Annotated in this window: 19 protein-coding genes; 15 read left to right on the plus strand and 4 right to left on the minus strand. The window is 66.8% G+C overall.

Annotated elements, in window-relative coordinates; genetic code table 11:
• Positions 1–18 precede the first annotated feature (18 nt).
• A complete protein-coding gene (locus tag QX135_RS05475; RefSeq protein ID WP_315796751.1) occupies positions 19–945 on the plus strand; it encodes an N-carbamoyl-D-amino-acid hydrolase in 927 nt (308 codons plus the stop codon).
• Between the two features lie 250 nt (positions 946–1,195).
• On the opposite strand, the gene QX135_RS05480 is transcribed toward QX135_RS05475, so the two are convergent.
• Entirely contained in the window at positions 1,196–1,855 is a 660-nt protein-coding gene (locus QX135_RS05480; RefSeq protein WP_315772054.1) for an aspartate/glutamate racemase family protein, read from the minus strand.
• A 128-nt stretch (positions 1,856–1,983) separates the two neighbouring features.
• Here QX135_RS05480 and hydA point away from each other — a divergent pair, with 128 nt between their 5' ends.
• The 3 genes from hydA (at position 1,984) to QX135_RS05495 (ending at position 5,386) form a co-directional block, all read left to right on the plus strand.
• Positions 1,984–3,453 (plus strand): dihydropyrimidinase, encoded by a 1,470-nt coding sequence (hydA, locus tag QX135_RS05485; protein WP_316233981.1) that lies wholly within the window; start codon positions 1,984–1,986, stop codon positions 3,451–3,453.
• 198 nt (positions 3,454–3,651) lie between these two features.
• Entirely contained in the window at positions 3,652–4,623 is a 972-nt protein-coding gene (locus QX135_RS05490; RefSeq protein WP_316233982.1) for an NAD(P)-dependent oxidoreductase, read from the plus strand.
• A gap of 1 nt (position 4,624) precedes the next feature.
• Complete coding sequence (locus QX135_RS05495) at positions 4,625–5,386, plus strand: SDR family oxidoreductase (RefSeq protein ID WP_315738488.1); 762 nt, start codon at positions 4,625–4,627, stop codon at positions 5,384–5,386.
• 1 nt (position 5,387) lies between these two features.
• Here the strand turns inward: QX135_RS05495 and QX135_RS05500 are convergent, their stop codons facing one another.
• Positions 5,388–6,284 carry a LysR substrate-binding domain-containing protein gene (locus QX135_RS05500; RefSeq protein WP_316233983.1) on the minus strand — a complete coding sequence of 299 codons (897 nt, stop codon included), beginning with the start codon at positions 6,282–6,284 and terminating at the stop codon, positions 5,388–5,390.
• A 210-nt stretch (positions 6,285–6,494) separates the two neighbouring features.
• On the opposite strand from QX135_RS05500, the gene QX135_RS05505 reads away from it, so the two are divergent.
• From QX135_RS05505 to QX135_RS05530, 6 genes are all read left to right on the plus strand, one after another.
• Positions 6,495–7,910 (plus strand): NAD(P)/FAD-dependent oxidoreductase, encoded by a 1,416-nt coding sequence (locus QX135_RS05505; protein WP_316233984.1) that lies wholly within the window; start codon positions 6,495–6,497, stop codon positions 7,908–7,910.
• A 128-nt stretch (positions 7,911–8,038) separates the two neighbouring features.
• The gene (locus QX135_RS05510; RefSeq protein ID WP_316233985.1) at positions 8,039–9,658 is read left to right on the plus strand and encodes an ABC transporter substrate-binding protein; all 1,620 of its coding nucleotides are present in this window, start codon (positions 8,039–8,041) and stop codon (positions 9,656–9,658) included.
• An 18-nt stretch (positions 9,659–9,676) separates the two neighbouring features.
• Positions 9,677–10,708 carry an ABC transporter permease gene (locus tag QX135_RS05515; RefSeq protein WP_316176974.1) on the plus strand — a complete coding sequence of 344 codons (1,032 nt, stop codon included), beginning with the start codon at positions 9,677–9,679 and terminating at the stop codon, positions 10,706–10,708.
• A gap of 2 nt (positions 10,709–10,710) precedes the next feature.
• The gene (locus QX135_RS05520) at positions 10,711–11,571 is read left to right on the plus strand and encodes an ABC transporter permease (RefSeq protein WP_315796755.1); all 861 of its coding nucleotides are present in this window, start codon (positions 10,711–10,713) and stop codon (positions 11,569–11,571) included.
• A 47-nt stretch (positions 11,572–11,618) separates the two neighbouring features.
• Positions 11,619–13,280 carry an ABC transporter ATP-binding protein gene (gene nikE, locus QX135_RS05525; RefSeq protein WP_316177287.1) on the plus strand — a complete coding sequence of 554 codons (1,662 nt, stop codon included), beginning with the start codon at positions 11,619–11,621 and terminating at the stop codon, positions 13,278–13,280.
• A gap of 119 nt (positions 13,281–13,399) precedes the next feature.
• Positions 13,400–14,815 (plus strand): FAD-binding oxidoreductase, encoded by a 1,416-nt coding sequence (locus QX135_RS05530; RefSeq protein WP_315796757.1) that lies wholly within the window; start codon positions 13,400–13,402, stop codon positions 14,813–14,815.
• A gap of 46 nt (positions 14,816–14,861) precedes the next feature.
• On the opposite strand, the gene QX135_RS05535 is transcribed toward QX135_RS05530, so the two are convergent.
• Both QX135_RS05535 and QX135_RS05540 read right to left on the minus strand, forming a co-directional pair.
• The gene (locus QX135_RS05535) at positions 14,862–16,343 is read right to left on the minus strand and encodes a mannitol dehydrogenase family protein (protein ID WP_316176971.1); all 1,482 of its coding nucleotides are present in this window, start codon (positions 16,341–16,343) and stop codon (positions 14,862–14,864) included.
• Positions 16,344–16,365: 22 nt separating this feature from the next.
• Positions 16,366–17,376 (minus strand): Zn-dependent oxidoreductase, encoded by a 1,011-nt coding sequence (locus QX135_RS05540; protein WP_315796759.1) that lies wholly within the window; start codon positions 17,374–17,376, stop codon positions 16,366–16,368.
• 174 nt (positions 17,377–17,550) lie between these two features.
• Between QX135_RS05540 and QX135_RS05545 the strand changes: the two genes are divergently transcribed.
• The 5 genes from QX135_RS05545 (at position 17,551) to QX135_RS05565 (ending at position 23,506) form a co-directional block, all read left to right on the plus strand.
• A complete protein-coding gene (locus tag QX135_RS05545; protein WP_316176969.1) occupies positions 17,551–18,567 on the plus strand; it encodes a TRAP transporter substrate-binding protein in 1,017 nt (338 codons plus the stop codon).
• Between the two features lie 254 nt (positions 18,568–18,821).
• Entirely contained in the window at positions 18,822–20,684 is a 1,863-nt protein-coding gene (locus QX135_RS05550) for a TRAP transporter large permease subunit (protein WP_316176967.1), read from the plus strand.
• A gap of 18 nt (positions 20,685–20,702) precedes the next feature.
• On the plus strand, positions 20,703–21,428 hold the full coding sequence (locus QX135_RS05555; protein WP_315738476.1) for a GntR family transcriptional regulator: 726 nt from the start codon (positions 20,703–20,705) through the stop codon (positions 21,426–21,428).
• Positions 21,429–21,455: 27 nt separating this feature from the next.
• Positions 21,456–22,652 carry a mannonate dehydratase gene (gene uxuA / locus QX135_RS05560; protein WP_315755434.1) on the plus strand — a complete coding sequence of 399 codons (1,197 nt, stop codon included), beginning with the start codon at positions 21,456–21,458 and terminating at the stop codon, positions 22,650–22,652.
• 86 nt (positions 22,653–22,738) lie between these two features.
• Positions 22,739–23,506 (plus strand): SDR family oxidoreductase, encoded by a 768-nt coding sequence (locus tag QX135_RS05565; protein WP_315776061.1) that lies wholly within the window; start codon positions 22,739–22,741, stop codon positions 23,504–23,506.
• The last annotated feature ends 10 nt before the right edge of the window (positions 23,507–23,516 follow it).

The raw sequence follows: 23,516 nt of genomic DNA on the forward strand, positions 1-23,516 counted from the left end.
TAGAATAGGAGACCAACCATGCGCGTGATCAACGTTGCCGCCGCCCAGATGGGGCCGATTCAGCGCGCCGACAGCCGCGAGGCGGTGGTGGCGCGCATGATCGCGCTGCTGGACGAGGCCAAGCGCCGGGGGGCCGATCTCATCGTCTATCCAGAGCTGGCGCTGACGACGTTCTTTCCACGCTGGTACATGGAGAATCAGGCGGAGGTCGATAGCTGGTTCGAGCTGATGATGCCGAACGCCGCCGTGCAGCCGCTGTTCGATCGCGCTGCGCAGCATGGTATGGCGATGTATCTCGGCTATGCCGAGCTGACGCCGGATGGGCACCACTACAACACCGCCATCCTCACGGATCGCAGCAGCACCATCGTCGGTAAGTACCGCAAGGTGCATCTGCCCGGCCACGAGGAGTTCGAACCGGAGCGCAGCCACCAGCATCTGGAGAAGCGCTATTTCGAGCCGGGTGATCTCGGCTTTCCGGTGTGGCGCAATCTCGGCGGCATCTTCGGCATGGCGATCTGCAACGACCGCCGCTGGCCGGAGACCTATCGCGTGATGGGGCTGCAGGACGTCGAGCTGGTGCTGATCGGCTACAACACGCCGTCGGTGAACTCATTGAAGAGCGCCGAGGGCCTGCAGCAGCGCCTGTTTCACAATCGCCTCTCGGCGCAGGCCGGCGCCTACCAGAACTCGTGCTGGGTGGTGGCGGTCGCCAAGGCCGGCGTCGAGGACGGCCATCACCTGATCGGTGGCAGCCTGATCGTCAATCCCGACGGCGAGATCGTCGCGGAGGCCGCGACGGAAGGGGACGAGGTGCTGGTCGTGCCGTGCGATCTCGATGCGACGCGGTTCGGCAAGCAGACGATCTTCGACTTCGCAAGGCATCGGCGGATCGAGCATTACGGGCTGATCACCAGCCGCACGGGCGCGGTGCCGCCGGAGTGAACAACGAGTTTTTTAGCTGCCGGAGCCAAGCAAATCGCAGTTATTGTGCTCGACTCCAGCGACGACAATGGTGTCGTCCCGGCGAACGCCGGGACCCATACCGCGGAAGCTATCGAGGAACGTGACTGTTAGTTGCCTGCCTCACCGCAGCCGGTGGCTATGGGTCTCGGCTCAAGGCCGGGACGACAGCCGTGTGTGAGGCGATCGGTCGGGCAGATCAGCGAATGCAGAGCGCAAGGCTCAGCGCCACTCACCCGGCAAACGCCACCGCGCCGAGCGCCATCGTCACCGCAGCCTGGGTCGGATCGATCACCGGAATCCCCAGCGCCTCCTCTAAGCTCTTCCGGTGCCGCGCCATGCCGGCGCAACCCATCACGATGGCGCCGGCGCCGTCCTCCTCCTTCAGCGCGCGGCCGACCGCGATCATCTTCGCCAAGGTGCCTTCGCCTGACGCCGTCTCCGCCACGGTCATGTCCAACGGCCGTTCCGCGGCCAACCGATCCATCAAGCCCATCTGGCGGAGATAGCGGATGTGGCGGCGGATCGAGCGCTGCGCGATGGCGAGAACGCCGAACGTGTCGGCGCGGGTCAGCGCGGTGAGCACGCCGCATTCGGCGATGCCGAGCACCGGCCGTGCCGTGGCCTCGCGGCAGACATGCAGGCCAGGGTCGCTGTAGCAGGCGATCACGAACGCGCTGGACGCGTTGTCGCCCTCGACGAGACGCCGCAGCGGCAGGGTGACGCTGTCGGCGTCCTTCTGGCTCTCGATGCCGTATGGACCTTCCTTCAAGGTCTCGCAGACGATCTCCGGCCCGTCGGCGAACATCAGCGGCTTGAGCGCCGCCGCCAAGCCGTCGGTGACCACCTGGTTGGAGTTCGGATTGATCACGGTGATGCGCGGGCGGGACATGGGAGCTACCTGCTTCTTCAGTGTTGACGGCGCGTGACAGGCAACCACTATGCCATGGCTGACGCAATGGGGCCGATGCGGTCACCGCGCGTCCACGGCGTTCCATCTGGCAGAACTAGGAGATCGCGATGACCGAGCCGGACTATGACCTGATCATCCGGGGCGGGCGCGTCGCCACCACCACCGATACGTTCGAGGCCGATGTCGCCATCACAGGCGAGACCATCGCGGCGATCGGCCGCGGGCTCGGCCCGGCCAAGCGCGAGATCGATGCGCGCGGCAAGTATGTGCTGCCCGGCGGCGTCGACAGCCATTGCCATATCGAGCAGCTCTCGGCGGCAGGGATCGTCAATGCCGACACGTTCGAGAGCGCCACCACGTCGGCCGCGTTCGGTGGCACCACGTCCGTGATCTCCTTCGCAGCCCAGCATGTCGGCATGCAGTTGCCGCAGGTGGTCGAGGACTATCACGCGCTGGCGCGCAAGGGTGCCGTGATCGACTACGCGTTCCACATGATCGTCGCCGATCCGACCAGGGAGACGCTGGAGCGGGACCTGCCGGCGCTGATCCGCCAGGGCCACGGCTCGATCAAGATCTTCATGACCTACGACCGGCTCAAGATCGACGACGAGCCGCTGCTCGACATTCTCGTCGCCGCGCGCGAAGGCGGCGCCATGCTGTGCGCGCACGCCGAGAACCATGGCATCATCTCCTGGATGGTGAAGCGGCTGCTGTCGCGCGGCTACACCGCGCCGAAATATCACGCCATCAGCCACGCCCGCTTCTCCGAGGCCGAAGCGTTCAACCGGCTGATCGGCATGGCCGCCCTCGTCGATCAGCCGATCATGATCTTCCACGTCTCGACCGCGGAAGGTGCGAAAGTGATCCGGGATGCGCGCGGGCAGGGGCTGAAGGTGTTTGCTGAGACGTGCCCGCAATATCTGTTCATGACGGCTGATGATCTCGACAAGCCCGGCATCGAGGGTGCGAAGTGGATGTGCAGTCCGCCGCCGCGCCGCGCGCCCGATCAGGAGGCGCTGTGGCAGGCGCTGTCGCTCGGCGACCTGCAGACGATCTCTTCCGATCACGCGCCGTATCGGTTCGACGAGACCGGCAAGCTGCGCGCCGGCCCCAACCCCAACTTCAAGCAGATCGCCAACGGCCTGCCGGGCCTGGAGCTGCGGCTGCCGCTCTTGTTCGACGCGATGGTGTCGAAGGGGCGGCTGGGCCTCAACAAGTTCGTCGAGCTGACAGCGACGGCGCCGGCCAAGATCTACAATCTGCATCCGAGAAAGGGCGCGATCGCGATCGGCGCCGATGCCGACATCGCGCTGTGGGATCCGGACAAACACGTCACGATCAGCGATGCCGCCATGCACGACCTCGCCGGCTACACGCCATTTGCGGGGCGCAGCGTGCAGGGTTGGCCGGTGACCGTGCTGTCGCGCGGCCGCGTCATCGTTGACGGCGGCAGACTGTCGGCCCAGCCCGGCTCCGGCCAGTTCCTCGCCCGCAGCGGTGGCGAGGCTGCGACGCCGACGGGGCGCCTGGTCGCGGATATGGACCCGGAGCAGAATTTTGGGGCGAAGCTGCTCTAGGCGCGAAGAGCTGTTGGAGTAGCTGATCATGTCGACGCGGTCGCTCCGCTGTCCGCCGTCCTGCCCGGGCTGGACCCGGGCATCCACGTGCTTCCCGGGATGCCGCCGGACGTGGATGGCCGGGGCGGCGCTAGGCCATGACGTGGGGAGAGAGCTGAACGCCCTTTGTCGATCGCTGTCCACGCGAGGACCTCTTTGATGCATGTCCTGATCTTCGGCGGCGCCGGCTTCGTCGGGCTCAACATTGCGCAAGGCCTGCTGGAGCGCGGCCATGCCGCGACGATCTTTGACGCAGCAGGTTTGCCGGCGGCAGCGCAGCGCGCCCTCGCGCCGTATCGCGAGCGTCTGCACCTGGTGCAGGGCGACGTCACCGATGCGAGCGCCGTCGCGGCCGCCGTCGCCAGCGGCTGCGATGCCGTCGTGCTCGGCGCCGCGATCACTGCCGGGCCCGAGCGCGATGCGGCCGACCCGGAGCGCATCCTCGCGGTCAATCTGCTTGCGCAGGTGCCGATCCTGCAGGCGGCGCGCGGCAGCGGCATCCGCCGCGTCATCAACCTGTCCTCGGCGGCGTCCTATGGCGACAGCGGTCAGCGCTTTGCCGTGCTGGAGGAGACCATGCCGTGCGAGCCGGTATCGCTCTATGCGATCACCAAGTTCGCCTCCGAGCGCGTCGCCGCGCGGCTGTCGGATCTGTGGCAAACCGACGTGATCAGCGTGCGCCTGTCGGCGGTCTTCGGCCCTTTCGAGCGCGCCGGCGGCGTGCGCGACACGCCATCGCCGCAGGCGCTGATCGCAGCCTGTTGCGCGCGCAATGCCCCGGCGCTGCTGAACGAGCCGGGCGACAAGGACTGGGTCTATGCGGTCGACGTCGCCGACGCCATCTGCCGGTTGCTGGAAGCCGAGAGGTCGCAGCACAGGCTCTACAACATCTCCAACGCAGCCATGTTTACCGCCGAGGCCTGGGGCCGCGCCTTCGCGCAAGGCCGCTCCGGTTTCGTCTGCCGGCTCGCGGAGCAGGGCGAGGCGCCGACGGTGCCGGTGTTTGCTCCGAACCGCGGCCGGCTGTCGACGACGCGACTGGCCGAGGAGTTCGGCTGGCGCGCGCGCTTCGACTGCGCGGCGTCGGCGGAGCATTTCGGCCGCTGGTTCGATCAGCACGGGAGAGATTGAGATGAGGCTCAAGGCGAAGGTCGCGGTCATCACCGGCGGCGGCTCCGGCATCGGCCGCGCCAGCGCCGTCATGTTCGCGCGCGAGGGCGCTTATGTTGCGCTGGTCGACCGCGACGCGGCAGGCGCGGAGGAAACCCTGTTGCTCCTGGCCAAGGCCGGAGGCCAGGGCCGCGTGTATGTCGGCGATGTCGGCGAAGCTGATTTTGCAAAGGCGACGGTCGAGAGCGTGGCAGCCGCGCGCGGCCGGCTGGATGTGCTGATGACCGCTGCCGGCTTCTCCTGCGGCGGCACCGTGGTCACGACCGATCCTATGGATTGGGACGCGGTGTTCCGCGCCAATGTCGGCGGCACCTGGCTGTGGGCCAAGGTCGCGGTGCCGATCATGCAGAAGCAGAAGGCCGGATCGATCATCACCGTGGCGTCGCAGCTTGCGGTCGCCGGCGGCAAAGGCAACAGCGCCTATATCGCCGCCAAGGGCGCGATCATCAGCCTGACCCGCACCATGGCGGTCGACTTCGCCGCCGATGGCATCCGCGTCAATGCGCTGGCGCCGGGCGCGATCGACACGCCGCTGCTGCGCCGGAGCTTTGCGCGCCACGCCGATCCCGAGCCGGTGCGCGAGGCCTCACGCCAGCGCCACGCCATGAAGCGCTTTGGCGCGGCAGACGAGGTCGCGGCCGCCGCGCTGTTCCTCGCCAGCGACGAGGCGTCGTTCACGACCGGCATCGTGCTGCCGGTCGATGGCGGCTGGCTGGCGGCGTAGCTCAACGCCTCGCAGTGCCGGATTTCCGATCGCGCCCGCGCAAAATGTCCGCAAGCGCGGCCGCGTTGCGTGATAGCGGCTCGAAGCGTGGCGTCAGCAGATACGCGCGCATCGGAATTTTCGGTGCGAGTGGCCGTGCCGCGAGGTCGGGCCAGGCGCGGCCGCGCAGCACGAATTCGTCGACCACGGCAAGGCCCGCGCCGGCGCGGGCCATGGCGCAGGCGTCGGGCGTGTAGCGCACGATCGTGGTCGGCTCCGGGCCGCCGGCGAGGGCCGATGTGACGATGTGGCCATAAGGCGTCTGCCGGCCGAAGCCGACCAGCGGATAGGGCAGCATGTCCTTCGGCCTGATGCTGCGCAGCTTCGCCAGGGCATGATCGGCCGGCATGATCACGTGCAGCGCGCCCTCCGCGATCGTCTCGACCGCAACTGTCGGCTCGTCGACCGGCAGCACGGTGATGCCGAGATCGGCGCGGGCTGTGCCGACGCGGCTGACGATCTCCAGCAGGGTCAGCGACTCGAACTCGACGCGCAGATCGGGAAAGCGGTCGCGCAGCCGCGCCAGCGCCTCCGGCACCATGCTGTGTGCCGCGCTCGGGCTCGCCACCACGCGGATCGTCCCGGTGCCGCCCGCGCGCAACTCGTCGGCGAGATCGTTGATGCGCGCGACGCCGCGATGGACGTGCTCGACCTCGGCGAACAGCCGCCTGGCCTCCGGCGTCGGCTGCACCCGGCCGCTGATGCGCTCGAACAGCTTGAGCTTGAGGCCATCCTCGGTATAGGCCAGCAGCCGGCTGATCGCGGGCTGCGACACGGACAGCAGCCGCGCAGCGCCGCTGATCGAGCCTGTCATCATGATGGCGCGGAACACCTCGATCTGGCGCAGATTGAGCGGCATGCGACCTCTTGTCTCGCTGCGGATGGCTGTCGATTCTAGCTGCCGCTGCCGTCCCATAACAAGCTGTTATGGGCGGCGGACAAATCGGTATGGTCGGTGCCGGACCTGCTTTGCTAAGCTTCGCGTGCCGGGTGACATGACTGATGGAGAGAGCGTGAGCGACAGCGAGCGTGTCGATCGCGATTGCGCGTGTTTCATCCGGTGGCCGGCATGAGCGACGGTCTCGCCGCGCTGACGGCCCAGGTCCGCAGCGATCTTGCTAGGATCGCGCATCCCAGCATGCCATGGCTGACGCCTGTCATCGGTCCCGATGGCCGACCTGCGCGCGATGTGCTGATCGTCGGCGGCGGCCAATCGGGTCTTGCCACCGCCTTCGCGCTGCTGCGCTCCCGCGTCAGCAACATTCTCGTGCTCGACAAAGCCGAAGCTGGCCGCGAAGGACCGTGGCTCAGCTATGCGCGCATGCCGACCCTGCGCAGCCCGAAAGATTTCACCGGACCCGATCTCGACATCCCCTGTCTGACCTATCAGGCGTGGCACGAGGCGAAGTTCGGCGGCGAGAGCTGGCGCAATCTTGACCTGATTCCGCGCGAATATTGGGCAGACTATCTCGCCTGGTATCGCGAGGTGCTCGACCTTCCCGTGCGCAACGGCTGCGAAGTCGTCGATATCGCGCCGGCCGCTGATGGACTGCTGCAGGCGACCGTGCGCAGCAAGGATGGTGAGGCGACGATCTACGCGCGCAAGATCGTGCTGGCGACCGGGCAGGAGGGGATGGGCGACTGGAGCATTCCGGAGCCGCTGCGCGATCTGCCCGCAACGCGCGGCGCCCATTCCGGCGCCGAGATCGATTTCGACAGCTTGCGCGGCCGCCGCGTCGCCGTGATCGGCGCCGGTGCCTCGGCGTTCGACAATGCGGCGGTTGCGCTCGAAGCCGGTGCGGCGCGCGTCGATCTGCTATGCCGCCGCGCGGAAATCCAGCTGATCCAGCCCTATCGCTGGCTGACGTTCCGCGGTTTCCTGCGGCATTTCTCCGAGCTCGACGACGCCTGGCGCTGGCGTTTCATGCGCGCGGTCCTCGAATTGCGCGAGGGCTTTCCGCAGCACACCTACGATCGGTGCGCTCGTCATGCCGCGTTCCATCTACACGAGGGCGCGCCGATCGTGGCCGCGCGCGAAACGTCCGACGGAGTCGTGCTGCAGACGCCGCAAGGCGACGTCGCGGTCGACTTCGTGATCAGCGCGACGGGCATCTCGATGGACTTCGCAAAGCGTCCGGAGCTGCAGCGCTTTGCCGCCAACATCGCGCGCTGGTGCGATCGCTACACGCCCGATGCCAGCGAGCGCAACGACCGGCTTGGCGCCTTTCCCTATCTCGCCGACGACTATGCGCTGTGCGAGCGTGTGGCTGGCGCAACGCCGTGGATCCGCGACGTCCATGTGTTTGCCATTGCCTCGACGATGAGCTTCGGCGCGTCGGGATCTTCCATCAATGCAATGACCACAGCGGTGCCGAAGCTCGTGCATGGGCTGACGCGCGGGTTGTTCAAGGCCGACATCGACAAGCATTGGGCCAGCTTCCAGGCCTACGATGTGAAGCAGGCCGAGGTGTGCCGTGGCACGTGATTTGCTGCTGCGCTTCCATCTGCTGCGCTTCCATCTGCTGCGCTCCCATCTGATGCGCTTGCGCCGCCGGTGACCGCTGGCAGGGTATTTCAGTCCCGGATTTTGAGACCAATGAGGGAACAAGGGCGATGAGTTTCGAGATGTCCAAACGTTCGTTGTTCGCTGCGACCGCCTTGCTCGCGGTGATGCTGGCTGCGCCATCGGCGCATGCGCAGAGCCGCGCGGAGACCTTGCGCTACGTCACCGGCGCCACCGTCAACACGCTCGATCCGAACATTCCGGGCTCGACGCGCGAGGCCTTCGCGCTGTCGATGTCGAGCTACGACCGGCTGGTGTCGTTCGGTCGCAAGCAGCTCAATGGTAAGTGGGTGTTCGATCTCGACACGATCACCGGCGAGCTCGCTGAATCCTATCAGGTCAGCGCTGACGGTTTGAAGATCACCTTCAAGCTGCGCCCCGACGCCAAGTTCCAGGACGGCTCGCCGGTGACGGCCGAGGACGTCAAATGGTCGCTCGACCGCTGCGTCAGCGCGCCGATCCTCGGCAAGGCGCAACTGCTGACGGGCTCGCTGACGTCGGCCGATCAGTTCAAGGTCATTGATCCCCTGACGTTCGAAGTGACCTTGCCGAAGCCGGACAAGCTGGCGCTGCCGAATCTCGCGACCGTCTATCCGATCATCATCAACTCCAAGCTGGCCAAGGCGCATGCGACGGCTGAAGATCCCTGGGCGCTGAACTGGACCAAGGAGAACGCGGCCGGCAGCGGCGCCTACATCGTCGAGACCTTCAAGCCCGGCGAGCAGGTGATCGCCAAGCGCAATGAAGCGTGGAATCGCGGCACGCCGGACAAGCCGGCGGCGTTCAAGCGCCTGATCATCCAGTCGGTACCGGAGCCGGCGACGCGCGCCAACCTCGTCGAGCGCGGTGATGCCGATCTGGTCATCGATCTGCAGGCGAGCGACGTGCAGTCGCTGGAAAGCAAGGGCAAGCTGAAGGTGATCTCGACGCCGCAATACAACGCGGTGACCTTCATCTCGATGAACAACACCATTCCGCCGTTCGACAACGTCAATGTGCGTCGCGCCATCGCCTCTGCGCTGCCCTATGACGACATGTTCAAGGCGGCCTTGTTCGGCCGCGGCGCGCCGCTCTACGGCGCGACCTGGGCCGACGGCAAGCCGCCGAGCGGTGGCTATCCGATCCCGCAGCCGATCAAGCTCGATCTGGAGAAGGCCAAGGCCTATCTGAAAGACGCCGGCATGGCGGACGGCTTCTCCACCACCTTCAGCTTCAATGTCGGCCAGGCGGCGACCGCCGAGCCGATGGCCGCTTTGGTCAAGGAATCGCTCGCCAAGATCGGCATCAAGATGGACATCCAGAAGCTGCCGGATGCGCAGATGTCGACCGCGATCAACGAGAAGAAGCTGCCGTTCTTCACCGAGGGCATCGTCGCCTGGCTGCCATCGACCGACTACTTCTATCGCAACTTCTACACCGGCAAGCAGCGCTGGAACTACTCCTCGACCGACAATGCTGAGCTGGAGAAGATCGCGCAGGAGGCGCGCTTCGAGGCCGACAAGGCGAAATATGAGGAGCAGGGCAAGGCGCTCAACGCCATCCATTTCGACCAGATGTTCCAGATCCCGATCTGGCAGGCGGCGCAGGACGCGGCGATGCAGCCGACGGTGGATGGCTATGTCTACCAGTTCACGCGGCAGGTCGATTATCGTAACCTGAGCCGCAAGTAACGGGGACGGCTGACAACCATGGGCACGATCGGCGCAACCTTGGCTCGGGCGGGGCGACGCTTCGTCTCGTCGCTGCCGGCGCTGTTCGGCGTCCTGGTGTTCACCTTTCTCTTGATGCGCGTGCTGCCGGGGGACCCGGCCGTGTTCTTTGCCTCCGGCCCCAATGCCGGCCAGGAGGAGATCGAGGTGATCCGCCGGCAGCTCGGGCTCGACAAGCCGCTGCCGAACCAGCTCGCGATCTATCTGTACGACGTCGGCCGCGGCAATCTCGGCCGTTCGATGATGACCGGACAGGCCGTTGCCAAGGACCTCAAGGAGCGGCTGCCGGCCTCGCTGGAATTGACGCTGACGGCGCTGCTGATCGCGCTGGTCTCGGCGGTGCCGCTTGGCGTGCTAGCAGCGCTCCGGCCAGGGTCGCTGGTCGATCACGGCGTGCGGCTGTTCTGCTCGCTCGGCGTCTGCGTGCCGACCTTCGTCTCCGGTCTGCTGCTGATCTACGTGTTCTACTATCTACTCGGCTTCGCGCCGGACCCCACGGGCCGCATCGACATCTTCGCCACGCTGCCGCCGCAGCGCACCGGTTTCCTGATCATCGATTTCCTGCTCGCCGGCGATCTCGAGGGCTGGTGGGCGGCGGCGCGGCAATTGATGCTGCCGGCGCTGACCATGGCGCTGTTCGTGATCGCGCCGCTGGCGCGGATCACCCGCGCCTCGATGCTGGTGTCGCTCGGCAGCGACTTCGTGCGCACCGCGCGCTCGGTCGGGCTGTCGTGGTGGCGCATCGTCGTCACCTATGCGCTGCGCAACGCGATCCTTCCGGTGATCACCATCGCAGGCATCGTATTCTCGACCATGCTCGGCGCCAACGTGCTGGTGGAGAAGGTGTTCTCCTGGCCGGGTGTCGCCTCCTACGCGCTCGATGCGCTGCTGGTGTCGGACTACGCGCCGGTGCAGGGCTTCGTGCTGCTGATGGCGACGATCTTCGTGATCGTCAATCTCCTGGTCGATGTGCTCTATGGCATCGCCGATCCCAGGGCGACAGTGGCGTGAGCATGAGCACGATCGAGACCGCGTCGACCCTGCGCCATACCGCGTTCGTGCTACGCGGCAATCCGGTCACCGCCGTCGCGGCCGGCGGCGCGCTGCTGCTGGCACTGATCGCGATCGTTGCGCCGTGGCTCGCGCCTTACGATCCTGTCGCGTCCGAGGTTTCCGCCGCGCTGCAGCCGCCGAGCGCGGCGCACTGGTTCGGCACCGACCAGCTCGGCCGCGACGTGCTGAGCCGCCTGATCGTCGCGAGCCGGCTCGATCTTACCATCGCGGTGACGGCGGTCGCCGTGTCCTTCGCGCTCGGGTCGGTCGTCGGCGCGCTGTGCGGCTATGCCGGCGGCCGGCTCGACAAGGCGGTCGGCCGCTTCGTCGACGTCCTGATGGCGTTCCCGCTGTTCGTGCTGGCGATGGCGATGGTCGCCGCGCTCGGCAACCGCGTCGAGAACATCGTGATCGCGACCGCGATCATCAATCTGCCGTTCTACATCCGCTTCGCCCGCGCCGAAGTGAACATCCGCCGTAATCTCGGCTGGGTCGAGGCCGCGCGGGCCTGCGGCGAGAGCCACATCGCCGTGGTGCTGCGCTTCCTGCTGCCGAACGTGCTGCCGGCGATGGCGGTGCAGATCTCGCTCAATCTCGGCTGGGCCATTCTCAATGCCGCGGGCCTCTCCTTCATCGGCCTCGGCGTCAAGCCGCCGACGCCGGAATGGGGCATCATGGTCGCCGAGGGCGCACGCTTCATCTCCACGGGGCGCTGGTGGCTGGTGGCGTTTCCCGGACTTGCGCTGATGAGCGCGGTGCTGTGCTTCAATCTGCTCGGCGACGGCCTGCGCGACATCCTGGATCCGAGGATGCGCACGTGATGTCTCGTCAGAACCAAGCAGAGCCGGGCGCAACCCCGGATGCGCACGTGACGGCGCCGCTGCTCGAGGTCGAGAACCTCAAGGTGACCTTCTCGACCCGTCGCGGTCTCGTCGAGGCGGTGCGCGGCGTGTCGCTGTCGCTGCAGCCCGGCGAGATGCTGGGCCTTGTCGGCGAGAGCGGCTCCGGCAAATCGGTGACCGGCTTTGCCATCACCCATCTGCTCGACAAGGCCGGCCGCATCACCGATGGCTGCATCCGCTTCAAGGGCCAGGACATCACCCGCGCCGGCGGCGCCGATCTGCGCAGCCTGCATGGCGCAGCCATGGCGATGATCTTCCAGAACCCGCGCGCCGCGCTCAACCCGATCCGCACCGTCGGCCAGCAGATTGCGGATGCGATCCTCGCCCATCGCCGTCTGTCGCGGCAGGAGGCGCAGGCCGAGGCTCTGAGCTTGCTCAAGGCGGTGCAGATCCGCGATCCCGAGCGGCGCATGGGCGCCTATCCGCATGAGCTGTCCGGCGGCATGTGCCAGCGCGTGATGATCGCGATCGCGATCTCCTGCAGTCCGCAGCTCCTGATCGCCGACGAGCCGACCACCGGCCTCGACGTCACCACACAGAAGGTGGTGATGGGCCTGCTCGCTCATATCGCCGCCGACCGCGGCATGGCGACGATCCTGATCACGCATGATCTCGGGCTCGCCGCGCGCTACTGCGCGCGCGTCGTGGTGATGGAGCAGGGCAGGCTGGTCGAGCAGGCCGAGCCGCTCACGCTGTTCCATCGCCCGCAGCACCCCTACACCAAGCGTCTGGTCGCGGCATCGCCGACGGCGACCTCGCGCATCGAGGATCTGGTGCCCGATGGCGAGAGGATTCCGTTGGTCGAGATAAGCGAGCTGCCGCCTCCGCCGCACGGCACGCCGCTGCTGCTCGACGTCAAGAACATCGTCAAGCGCTTCGACGACGGCACCGTTGGGGTGGCCGACTTCTCGATGACGATGCGCGGCGGCGAGAGCGTCGGCCTGGTCGGCGAGAGCGGCTCGGGCAAGAGCACGACCTCGCGCATGATCTGCCGCCTGATCGATCCCAGCGAGGGCGAGATCCTGTTCGACGGGCGGCCGATCGGCCAGATCCCGGCACGCGACTTCCACGCGAGCGAGCTGCGCAAGGACATTCAGATCGTCTTCCAGGATCCGAACGACAGCCTCAATCCGCGCTATACCGCGTTCGACTGCGTCGCTCATCCGTTGTTTCGGCTGATGAACATGCGCAACGGCGACAAGCTGCGCCAGCGCGTGGAGGAATGCGCAGACCGCGTCGGGCTGCCGCGCGAGCTGTTGTCGCGCTTTCCGCACCAGCTTTCCGGCGGCCAGAAGGCGCGCGTCGGCATCGCGCGGGCCATCGCCTGCCGGCCGCGGCTGCTGGTGCTGGACGAGCCGACCGCGGCGCTCGACGTCTCCGTGCAGGCCGTGGTGCTGCAGCTTCTCAACAGGCTGAGGCGGGAGGACAATCTCGCCTTCCTGTTCGTCAGCCACGATCTCAACGTCGTGCGCATGATGTGCGACCGCACCATCGTGCTGCGTACCGGCCTGATCGTCGAGCAGGGCGAGAGCCGGGCGCTGTTCGCCAACCCGCAGACCGACTACACCCGCGAGCTGGTCGAAGCCGTGCCGCACATCGCGCCGCCAGTGGCGCTGGCGCCGGCCTGAACGCACCCATAACAATCGATTATGGACGCCGGACAACTTGGTATTGGGATCGCGATCGGCTGGCCTGTTAGTTTGCGGGCATCGGCCTCTCAAGCCATCAAAGGGTCAAAGCGCTGATCATGACGGAGCTGATCGAAAGGCTGCAGGGCGCCATCGGCGCGGCGCATGTTCTCGTCGCGGCCAAGGATCAGGCGCCATATCTGCGCGACTGGCTCGGCAAGTATCATGGCACTGCGATTGCGGTGGTGCGCCCCGGCTCGACCGCGGAGGTTGCGGCCGTCATGGTGGCCTGCGCCGAGGCGCGCTCCGCCGTGGTGCCGCAGGGCGGCCACACCAGCCTGTCCGGCGGCGCGACGCCGGATGCGGGCGGAAGGGCGGTCGTGCTGTCGCTGGCGCGGATGAACCGTATCCGCGCGGTCGATCCCATCGGCCAGACCATCGTGGTCGATGCCGGCGTCGTACTGGCCAAGGTGCAGGACGCCGCGCGCGCGGCCGGCTTGCTGTTTCCGCTCAGCCTGGGCTCCGAGGGCAGTTGCACCGTCGGCGGCAATCTCGCGGCGAATGCCGGCGGCGTCGCCGTGCTGCGTTATGGCGTGATGCGCGAGCTGACGCTCGGCCTCGAGGTGGTGCTCCCGGACGGCCGGATCTGGGACGGCCTGCGCTCCTTGCGCAAGGACAACACCGGCTACGCGCTGCGCGATCTGTTCATCGGTTCGGAAGGAACGCTCGGCATCATCACCGGCGCCGTGCTCAAGCTGTTTCCGCAGCCGACCGCGCGTGCGACCTCCTTCGTCGCCGTGGCCGATGCAGCCGCCGCACTCGCGCTGCTGCGGCTGTCGCGTGCGCATTGCGGCGACCGGCTCACCGCGTTCGAGTTCCTGACCTCGGCGACGCTGGAGATGATCCTGCGCCAAATGCCGGACACGCGGCTGCCATTCGCGGCGCTTCCCGGCGCGGCAGTGCTGATCGAACTGAGCGACATTGGTGACGAGAGCGCGCTGACCGTGCGGCTCGAAACTGCGCTGGCCGAGGCGATGGCGAACGGGATCGCCTCAGATGCCGTGGTTGCTCAGGACGGCACGCAGGCGAAGGCTTTCTGGCGCGTGCGCGAAAGCGTGTCGGAGGCGCTGGTGCGCGAGGGCAAGGCGCTCAAGCACGACATCGCCGTCCCCGTTGCCGAGATCGCCGATTTCGTTGATGTGATGGATGCAGCAGTCCGTGCGGCGCTGCCGGGCATCCGGCCCATGGTGTTCGGTCATCTCGGCGACGGCAACCTGCACTACAACCTGATGCGTCCGCTCGATATGAGCGAGGCGCAGTTCTACGAGCACGGTGCGTGGATCACCCGTATCGTCCACGACGAGGTCACCCGCCGCAGGGGCTCGATCAGCGCCGAGCACGGCATCGGCCAGCTCCGTATCGCCGAGATGCCGCTGTGCAAGCCGCCGCTCGAGCTGGAACTGATGCGACAGCTCAAGGCTACGCTCGATCCGCACGGGCTGATGAATCCGGGCAAGCTGTTGCCGAACGTTTAGTTCGATGCTGATGTCGCCCGTTCGTCCGGCCAGAGCCGACGTGACGTCAGCCTACGTCTTGCCGGATCCGCGCGACAGTCGCACGGGTTCCATTCAGGAAGAGGCTACCGAGTGCCGTCTCAACCGCACGCGCGAAACGAGGATCGTTCGGCAACCCGTGGCCGAAGACTGACGTAACCGACAACAACGCCGGCGCGAGCCGGCTCGCGACCGGGCCGGCCTCATCCGCCAGTGCGCGCAGCTTGGCCGCCAGCGGGTCGCGCGGCGCGATCGGCTGGCCGTGCTCGTCGGTGCCGCTGACGTAGCGCATCCATCCCGCAACGGCGAGCGCGAGCCGGGTGATCGGCACGCCGCGCGCCAGCCGGTCACGGATCGTGCCGAGCAGGCGCTGCGGCAGCTTCTGCGAGCCGTCCATCGCGATCTGCGCCGTGCGATGCTTGAGCACCGGATTGCGGAAGCGGTTGAGCAGCGCGGCGCGATAGGCCGCCACGTCGAAGCCGCCGAGCGCGGGCAGGGTCGGCGTGATCTCCTCGCGCATCATGTCCTCGACGAGACCGGCAAGATCGGGCTCGGCCATCGCCGCGGCGACTGTCTCGCAACCCATGAGATAGCCGAGATAGGCGAGCGTGGAGTGCGCGCCGTTGAGCAGCCGGAGCTTTATCAGCTCGAACGGCGCGACGTCGCGGACGAATTGCGCGCCGCTGGCGTCCCATGCGGGACGGTCGCCGCCGAATTCATCCTCGATGACCCATTGGCTGAACGGCTCGGTCACGACGGGCCAGGCATCGTCGAGGCCGAGCGCGGCGCTGACATCACTGCGGTCGGCGTCGGTGGTGTCCGGCACGATGCGGTCGACCATGGTCGAGGGAAAGCGGACATTGTCCGCGATCCATTCGGCGAGGTCGCGGTCGGTCAGCTCGGCGAAGGCGATGGCAAGGCCGCGCAAGGTGTGGCCATTGGCGGGAAGGTTGTCGCAGGCGAGCACGGTGTAGGGCGGCAGGCCCCGCTGCCGCCGCAGCCGCAGGCCGCCGACGATGAAGCCGAGCGTGCTTCGCGGATGCGTGAGATTGAGAGCGTCGTGACGGATGTCGGGATCATCGGCGCGCAACGCGCCGGTGGCCGGATCGTGGCTGTAGCCCTTCTCGGTCACCGTCGTCGAGACGATACGCACCGCGGGATCGGCCAGCCGTGCGATCAGGCCCGCAGGATCTTCCGGCGCGACCGCAACGCCGGTGAGCGCGCCGATGACGCGCCGCGCATGGCCGGCGCCATCGCTGGCCGTCACGCTGTAGAGGCCGCCTTGCGGTTCGAGCGCATCGCGGGTGTCGGGTGAGCGTAAGGAGACGCCGAGGATGCCCCAGCGCGGATCGTCCTTGAGTAGCGCGTCGGTGTAGACGGCCTGGTGGCCGCGATGGAACGCGCCCAGTCCGAGATGGGCGATCCCGGTCGCGACCGTCGTACGGTCGTAGTCCGGCCTGACGATGCCGGCGGGCAGGCGGTGGAGCGTGGCGGTGCCGAGACGGTCCATGTTTTGGATCAGATGGTTTGCATCAGAAGATCAGCTGCACTTTGCAGCATTCGGTCTGGTTGTACTCGAACGTCTCGAACGCGGTGGCGTAGGCGTCGAGCCTGAAGCGGTGGGTGATGAGGCGCTCCGGCTGCAAGGTGCCGCTGGCGAACCAGTCGATCACCTTGGCGAACTTGCCGCTGTTCAGCCGCGAGGCGTGGATCGAAAGCTCCTTCGCCGTGACCTTCTGCTGCACGATCGTGGACGGCTCGGCCGAGAAGCCGAGCAGGCCGATCCGCGCGGCGGGCGAGGCGATCTCAATCGCTTCAGTGAGAATGGCGGGGTGGCAGGCGGCATCGATGATCAGTGTCGGCTTGATGCCGGCGTCCGCGAGCGCCGCGGGCAGGGCGGTCTGTGCGGTGTTGATGACGCGATCGGCGCCATTGTGCCGCGCCGCGTCGAGGCGTTGGTCGATGCGGTCGGTGACGATCAGCTCCTTGACGCCATAGACGTGCTTGAGCACCTGGATCACCGTCAAGCCAATGGGCCCGGCGCCATAGACCAGCGCGATGTCGGAGGCGAAGACGCTTGTGTGGTCGGTGATGTTGGCGGCGATCGAGAACGGCTCGACCAGCGGCGCCTTGTCGTCGTCGACGCTGTCCGGCAGCAGATGCGCGTTTGCGGCCGGTACGCAGGCATATTCCGAAAAGCCGCCGTCGCGGTGGACGCCGAGCACGGCGAGTTCAGCGCAGACATTGGGGCGGCCGACCGAGCAGGGATAGCAGCGGCCGCAGGCGACGACGGGGTCGACCACCGCGCGGGCGCCGAGCTTGGCGTCGACACCGTCGCCGAGCTTGTCGATGCGGCCGAAGAATTCGTGGCCGATCACGCGCGGATAGCGCGCGAACGGGTTGCTGCCGTGCAGGATGTGGATGTCGGAGCCGCAGATGCCGGCGCGCTCGACCTTGATGCGGACCTCGCCCGCGGCGGGCTCAGGAATAGGGCGCGTTTCGATCGACAGGCGGCCGGGCCGCTCCACCACGAGGCTCTTCACGCGTCCCTCCATCCCCTTCAGTGCTCATCTCGATCGCGAGCCGGCGTCGTATAGCAACCTCACAACTTGGATACAAGTTATCTATTGAAACCTATTTTGGTATCCCTTATAGGCTTGGGTTGCAGGAATGACATACAAAAGGCCCCACAGCGGGCCGGCAGGGGAGGTTTGCCAATGTCTTCAGCCACATCCATGTCCCGTCGAAGCTTCGTCGGCACCGCGCTCGCGGGGGCCTCAGCCCTGGCGTTTGGACCGGCCCACGCCCAATCCGCGAAGTATCGCCTGCGTTACGGCACGGCGTTTCCCGCCACCCATCCCGGCGTCATCAGAATCATCGAGGCGTCGGAGGTCATCAAGAAGCAGACCAGTGGTCTGGTCGACCTGCAGGTCTATCCGAACAGCCAGCTCGGCAGCGAGCCCGACATGTTCTCGCAGGTGCGCAGCGGCGCGCTCGACTTCATGTCGACGTCAGGTGTGAACCAGACGGTGGTGCCGATCGGCGGCATCAATGCGGTGGCGTTCGCGTTCGAGAGTTACGACCAGGTGTGGTCGGCGATGGACGGCGATCTCGGCAACCATGTGCGCGGCGAGTTCGCCAAGGTCGGCCTGCACGTGCTCCCGAAATGCCTCGACAATGGCTATCGCAACATCACCTCCGGCGCCAAGCCGATCGCCTCGCCCGACGATCTCAAGGGCTTCAAGATCCGCGTGCCCGGCAATCCGCTGTGGGTGACGCTGTTCAAGACGCTCGGTGCTGCGCCGACGCCGATCAATTTCGGCGAGCTTTATGCGGCGCTGCAGACGCACATCGTCGACGGCCAGGAGAATCCGCTGGCGCTGATCCAGAGCGCCAAGCTCTACGAGGTGCAGAAATACATCGCGCTATCCGGTCATATCTGGGACGGTCACCACATCTTCGCCAATGCGACGCGCTGGAACGGTCTGCCCGCCGACGTGCGCGACGCCATCACCGCGGCGCTGTCGGAGGCCGCCGTGAAGGAGCGGCAGGACATCCAGAGCTTCAACGAAAAGGCGCAAGCGGAGATGCAAGGCGCCGGAATCACCTTCAATAAGGTCGATACCAAGCCGTTCCGCGATGCGCTGCGCTCCGCGGGCTTCTACACCGAGTGGAAGACCAAATTCGGCGCCGAGGCCTGGGGCCTGCTCGAGAAGTCGGTCGGCCAGCTCTGAGGCCACGCCCAGTCAAGCGCTGTGGAACGAGACGAATTCGTGGAAGCCCGTCATAAACCGCCAAGCCGTTGCATGCTCATCGTCATTCCGGGGCAATCGACAATGCGCAGCAGCGCATTGGCGATTGAACCCGGAATCTCGAAGTTATCGAAGACGGCCGCAAGACAATGTCGAGATTCCGGGTTCAAGGCCTGCGGCCTTGTCCCGGAATGACGGCGGTCTCGATGAACAAGGAACGAGCCGGGGAGGACGCAATGGCCGTTGACATCACAGCGACGACCTCCGTGCCGTCGCACGGTGTGTTCGCGCGGTTCGATCAGTGGCTCGGACGCACCGTGGAAGCGCTGGCCGCCGCCATCGTCGTCGCCGAGTTGGTGTTGCTCGGCGCAGCAACGGCTGCGCGCTACGTCTTCAATGCACCGCTGATCTGGTCGGACGAGCTTGCCACCGTGCTGTTCGTCTGGCTCGCCATGCTCGGCGCGGTGGTGGCGCTGCGCCGGTCCGAGCACATGCGTCTCACCGCTTTCGTGCGCAACCTCTCGCCGGTGTGGCGGGCGCGCACCGACGCGCTGGGCCTGATGCTGGTCTGCACCGTTCTGGTCGCGTTGGTGATGCCGTCTTGGCATCACCTCGAAAGCCATCTGATCAGCAACATGCCGGTGCTCGAGATCAGCGAAGGCTATCGCGAGGCGGCGATGCTGGTCGGCGTGCTCCTCATGCTGCTCACGGCCGTCGACCGGTTGGTCCAGCAGGCGAGCCTTCCGCAGATCATCGGCGCGCTGGCGCTGGTATTCGCCGGCGCAGGGGCGCTCTATGCGGCCGCACCGGTGCTGGAGGATCTCGGCAACTACAATCTGTTCATCTTCTTCTTCGTCCTTGTCGCGGGCGCCATGGTGATCGGCACGCCGATCGCGTTCACCTTCCTGCTCGCCACCGTGGCTTACTTGCATTTCAGCACCACGGTGCCCGTCTCGATCGTACCCGGCCGGGTCAGCGAGGGCATGTCGCACATGGTGCTGTTGGCGGTGCCGATGTTCGTGCTGCTGGGAGCGCTGATCGAGATCGCCGGGCTGGCGCGGGCGATGATCCTGTTTCTCGTGTCGCTGATCGGCCATCTCCGCGGTGGCCTGCAATATGTGCTGCTCGGCGCGATGTACCTGGTCTCGGGCATCTCCGGCGCCAAGGCGGCCGACATGGCGGCGGTCGCGCCGGCGCTGTTTCCGGAGATGAAGCAGCGCGGCAGCCGGGAGGGCGATCTGGTGTCGCTGCTGTCGGCCTCGGCCGTGATGTCGGAGACCATTCCGCCCTCGATCGTGCTGATCACGGTAGGATCCGTCACGGGCGTATCGATCGCCGCGCTGTTCACCGGCGGGCTGCTGCCGGCGGTGGTCGGCCTGATCGCGCTCTCCGTCGTGGTCTTCATGCAGACCCGCAAGGAGGACATGAGCGGCGCGCAGCGCTTCGATGCCAAGACGCGGCTGAAGCTGTTCGCGATCTCCATTCCGGGCCTCGGCCTGCCGATCGTCATCCGCTCGGCGGTGGTCGAGGGCGTCGCCACCGCGACCGAGGTCGCGGCGATCGGCGTCATCTACACGGTGCTGGTCGGCATCTTCGTCTATCGCCAGTTCGACTGGAAGCGGGTCTATCCGATCTTGGTCGATACCGCCTCGCTGTCCGGCGCGATCCTGCTGGTGGTGGGTGCCGCGACCGGCATGGCCTGGGCGCTGACCCAGTCGGGCTTCTCGCAACAGCTCGTCGATCTCATGGTCGCGGTGCCCGGCGGCCGCTGGGGCTTCCTCTTGATCTCGGCCCTCGCCTTCGTCGTGCTCGGCAGCGTGCTGGAAGGCGTGCCGGCCGTGGTTCTGTTCGGGCCGCTGCTGTTCCCGATCGCGCGGATGATGGGCGTGCACGAGGTGCACTACGCCATCATCGCGGTGTTCGCGATGGGGCTCGGCCTGTTCACGCCGCCGTTCGGCGTCGGCTTCTATCTCGCCTGCGCGATCGGCCGTGCCTCGCCCGACGAGGTCATCCGTCATGTCTGGCCGCATCTCGCCGCGCTCGTGGTGGCGCTGCTGCTGATCGTGTTCCTGCCATGGATCTCGATCGGCTTCCTGTGAATCGGATAGACTGCCGTCATGGATGACGATCTGACACCGCTGACGCGAATGGACGGCAAGGCCGGGCGGCGGCTCGCCGACCAGGTCTATGAGCGGCTGCTCGAGGACATCGTCTCCGGCGCGCTGCCGCCGGGGACGCCGATGGCCGAGCTCGATCTGTGCGAGCGACTCGGCGTCAGCCGCACGCCGGTGCGCGAGGCGCTGATCAAGCTCGCCGATGTCGATCTGGTTCGAATCTATCCGCAGAGCGGCAGCGTCGTCGCGCCGGTGTCGCGCGAGGCGTTCGGAGAAGCGCAGTTCATCCGCGAGCATCTCGAATGCGCGCTGGTCGCCGAGGCCGTGCGCTACATCGATGCGACCTCGCTGCGTGAATTGAACGAACTGATCGACAAGCAGAAGGCGGCCGCGACTCCCGCGGAGTTCTACGCCCATGACGAGGCGTTCCACCAGACCATCGCCCGCACCAGCCGGCATCCGCATGTCTGGCAGGTGATCCGCCAGACCAAGATCCATTTCGACCGCGTCCGGCATCTGACCTTGATCGAGGATGCCGGCCACATTCCGCTCCTGATCGCGCAGCATCAGGAGATCCTGGACGGGCTCGCGGCCTGCAACGAGGCCCAGGCGGTGGCAGCGATGCGCCGTCATTTGCGCGAGGTGTTCCGCCGCGCTGACGGCATTTTTGCACGGCAGGAAGAGTTGGCGCAGGCCGAGCCGCGCACAAGGACACGGCGGCGGCGCTGACCGCACGCGTTTTGGAAGGTGGACGACATGGAACAGACGTGGCGCTGGTTCGGACCGGATGATCCCATCACTTTGCCGCAGGTCCGCCAGACCGGCGCGACCGGCATCGTGACCGCGCTGCACCACATTCCCTATGGCGTGGTGTGGAGCACGGATGAGATCGTCAAGCGCATCGGCATGATCGAGGGTGATTCATCGCTGCGGCTGCGCTGGAGCGTGGTCGAGAGCCTGCCCGTGTCGGAGGCGATCAAGCTCGGCGAGGGCGACCTCACTGACCTGTTCGACAATTACCGGCAGTCGCTGCGCAACCTCGCGGCCTGCGGCGTCACCACCGTCTGCTACAATTTCATGGCCGTGCTGGACTGGACCCGCACCGAGCTCGCCTTCCGCCTGCCTGGCGGCGCCACCGCGCTGCGCTTCGATCAGGATCGCTTCGCCGCGTTCGACTGCTACATCCTGCAGCGCCCCGGCGCCGAGGCGGAGTTCTCCTCCGACGTGCTCGACCGTGCCCGCGCGTGGGTGGCGCAGGCATCGGAATCCGACAAGGACCGTCTGCTCGCGACCATCATGGCCGGGTTGCCCGGAGCCTATGATCGCTATGACGTGCCCGGCCTGCGCCGCATGCTGGAGAAATATCGCGGCATCGGCCATGCCGAGCTGCGCGCCAACTACGCGCGCTTCCTGCGCGAGGTGGTACCCACGGCGGAGGAGTGCGGCGTCAGCCTGTGCGTCCATCCGGACGATCCGCCGCGGGACCTGTTCGGCCTGCCGCGCGTGGTGTCGTCAGCCGACGATCTGCAGTTCATCGTCGATGCCGCCCCGTCCAAGGCCAATGGCATCACGTTCTGCACCGGCGCGCTCGGCGCCGGCGGACAGAACAACGTGCCGGCGCTCGCCGAGCGCTTCGCTCCGCACATCCGCTTCGTGCATCTGCGCAACGTCACCAAGATGCTCGACGGCTCGTTCATGGAGGCGGAGCATCTGCGCGGCGACGTGGACATGGTTGCGGTCGTGACGACCTTGCTGAAGGAGCAGGCTCGCCGCAAGGCCGAGGGTGAGCCGGACTGGCGGATTCCGTTCCGGCCCGACCACGGCCACGAGCTGGCGGACGACATCGGTCGCGGCACCCATCCAGGCTATCCGCTGGTCGGCCGGCTCAAAGGTCTTGCCGAGATCCGCGGCGTCATGACCGCGGTAGCGGCCATTAACCGCTTGCCCGTCTGATCCAGGCCGCGCCGGACAACGCGCTTGTCAGCGCGCGTGCCGTGGCCGAGGATGCCGGCCCGAATTAGTCCATTCGAGTTGAACCGATGTCGACCTCGCTCTTCGATCTCTCCGGCAAGACCGCGCTGGTGACCGGGTCCTCGCGTGGCCTCGGCCGCGCCATCGCCGAAGGCTTCGCCAAGGCTGGCGCGCGGCTCGTCATCAACGGCACCGACCCGGCGCGCACGCTGGCAGCCGTGGAGGAATTCCGCGCCGTGGGCCATCAGGCCGAGGCCTGTCCGTTCGACGTGACCGACGAAGAGGCCGTCGTCCGCGCCTTCGCGCGCTTCGATGACGAGGGGATTGCGATCGACATCCTCGTCAACAATGCCGGCATCCAGCACCGCAAGCCGCTGGTCGAGTTCACCACCGACGAGTGGCGCCGGATCATCGAGACCAATCTCACCAGCGCCTTCGTGATCGGGCGCGAGGCCGCCAAGCGGATGATCCCGCGCAAGAGCGGCAAGATCATCAACATCGGCTCGCTCGGCAGCGAGTTGGCGCGGCCGACAATCGGACCCTACACCACGGCCAAGGGCGGCATCCGCAACCTGACCCGTGCGATGGCGGTCGAATGGGCGGCGCACGGCATCCAGGCCAACGCGATCGGCCCCGGCTACATGCTGACCGACATGAACCAGGCGTTGATGAGCAATCCCGACTTCAACAATTGGCTGATGTCGCGCGTCCCGGCGAAGCGCTGGGGCCGTCCGGACGAGCTGGTCGGCACCGCAATCTTCCTGGCCTCCGAGGCCTCCACCTACGTCAACGGCCAGACCATCTATGTCGATGGCGGCATGCTGGCGTCGATGTAGGATCGGCCGG

This window comes from Bradyrhizobium sp. SZCCHNR1098, from assembly GCF_032489375.1.
In the GTDB taxonomy this organism is placed as follows: Bacteria; Pseudomonadota; Alphaproteobacteria; order Rhizobiales; family Xanthobacteraceae; genus Bradyrhizobium.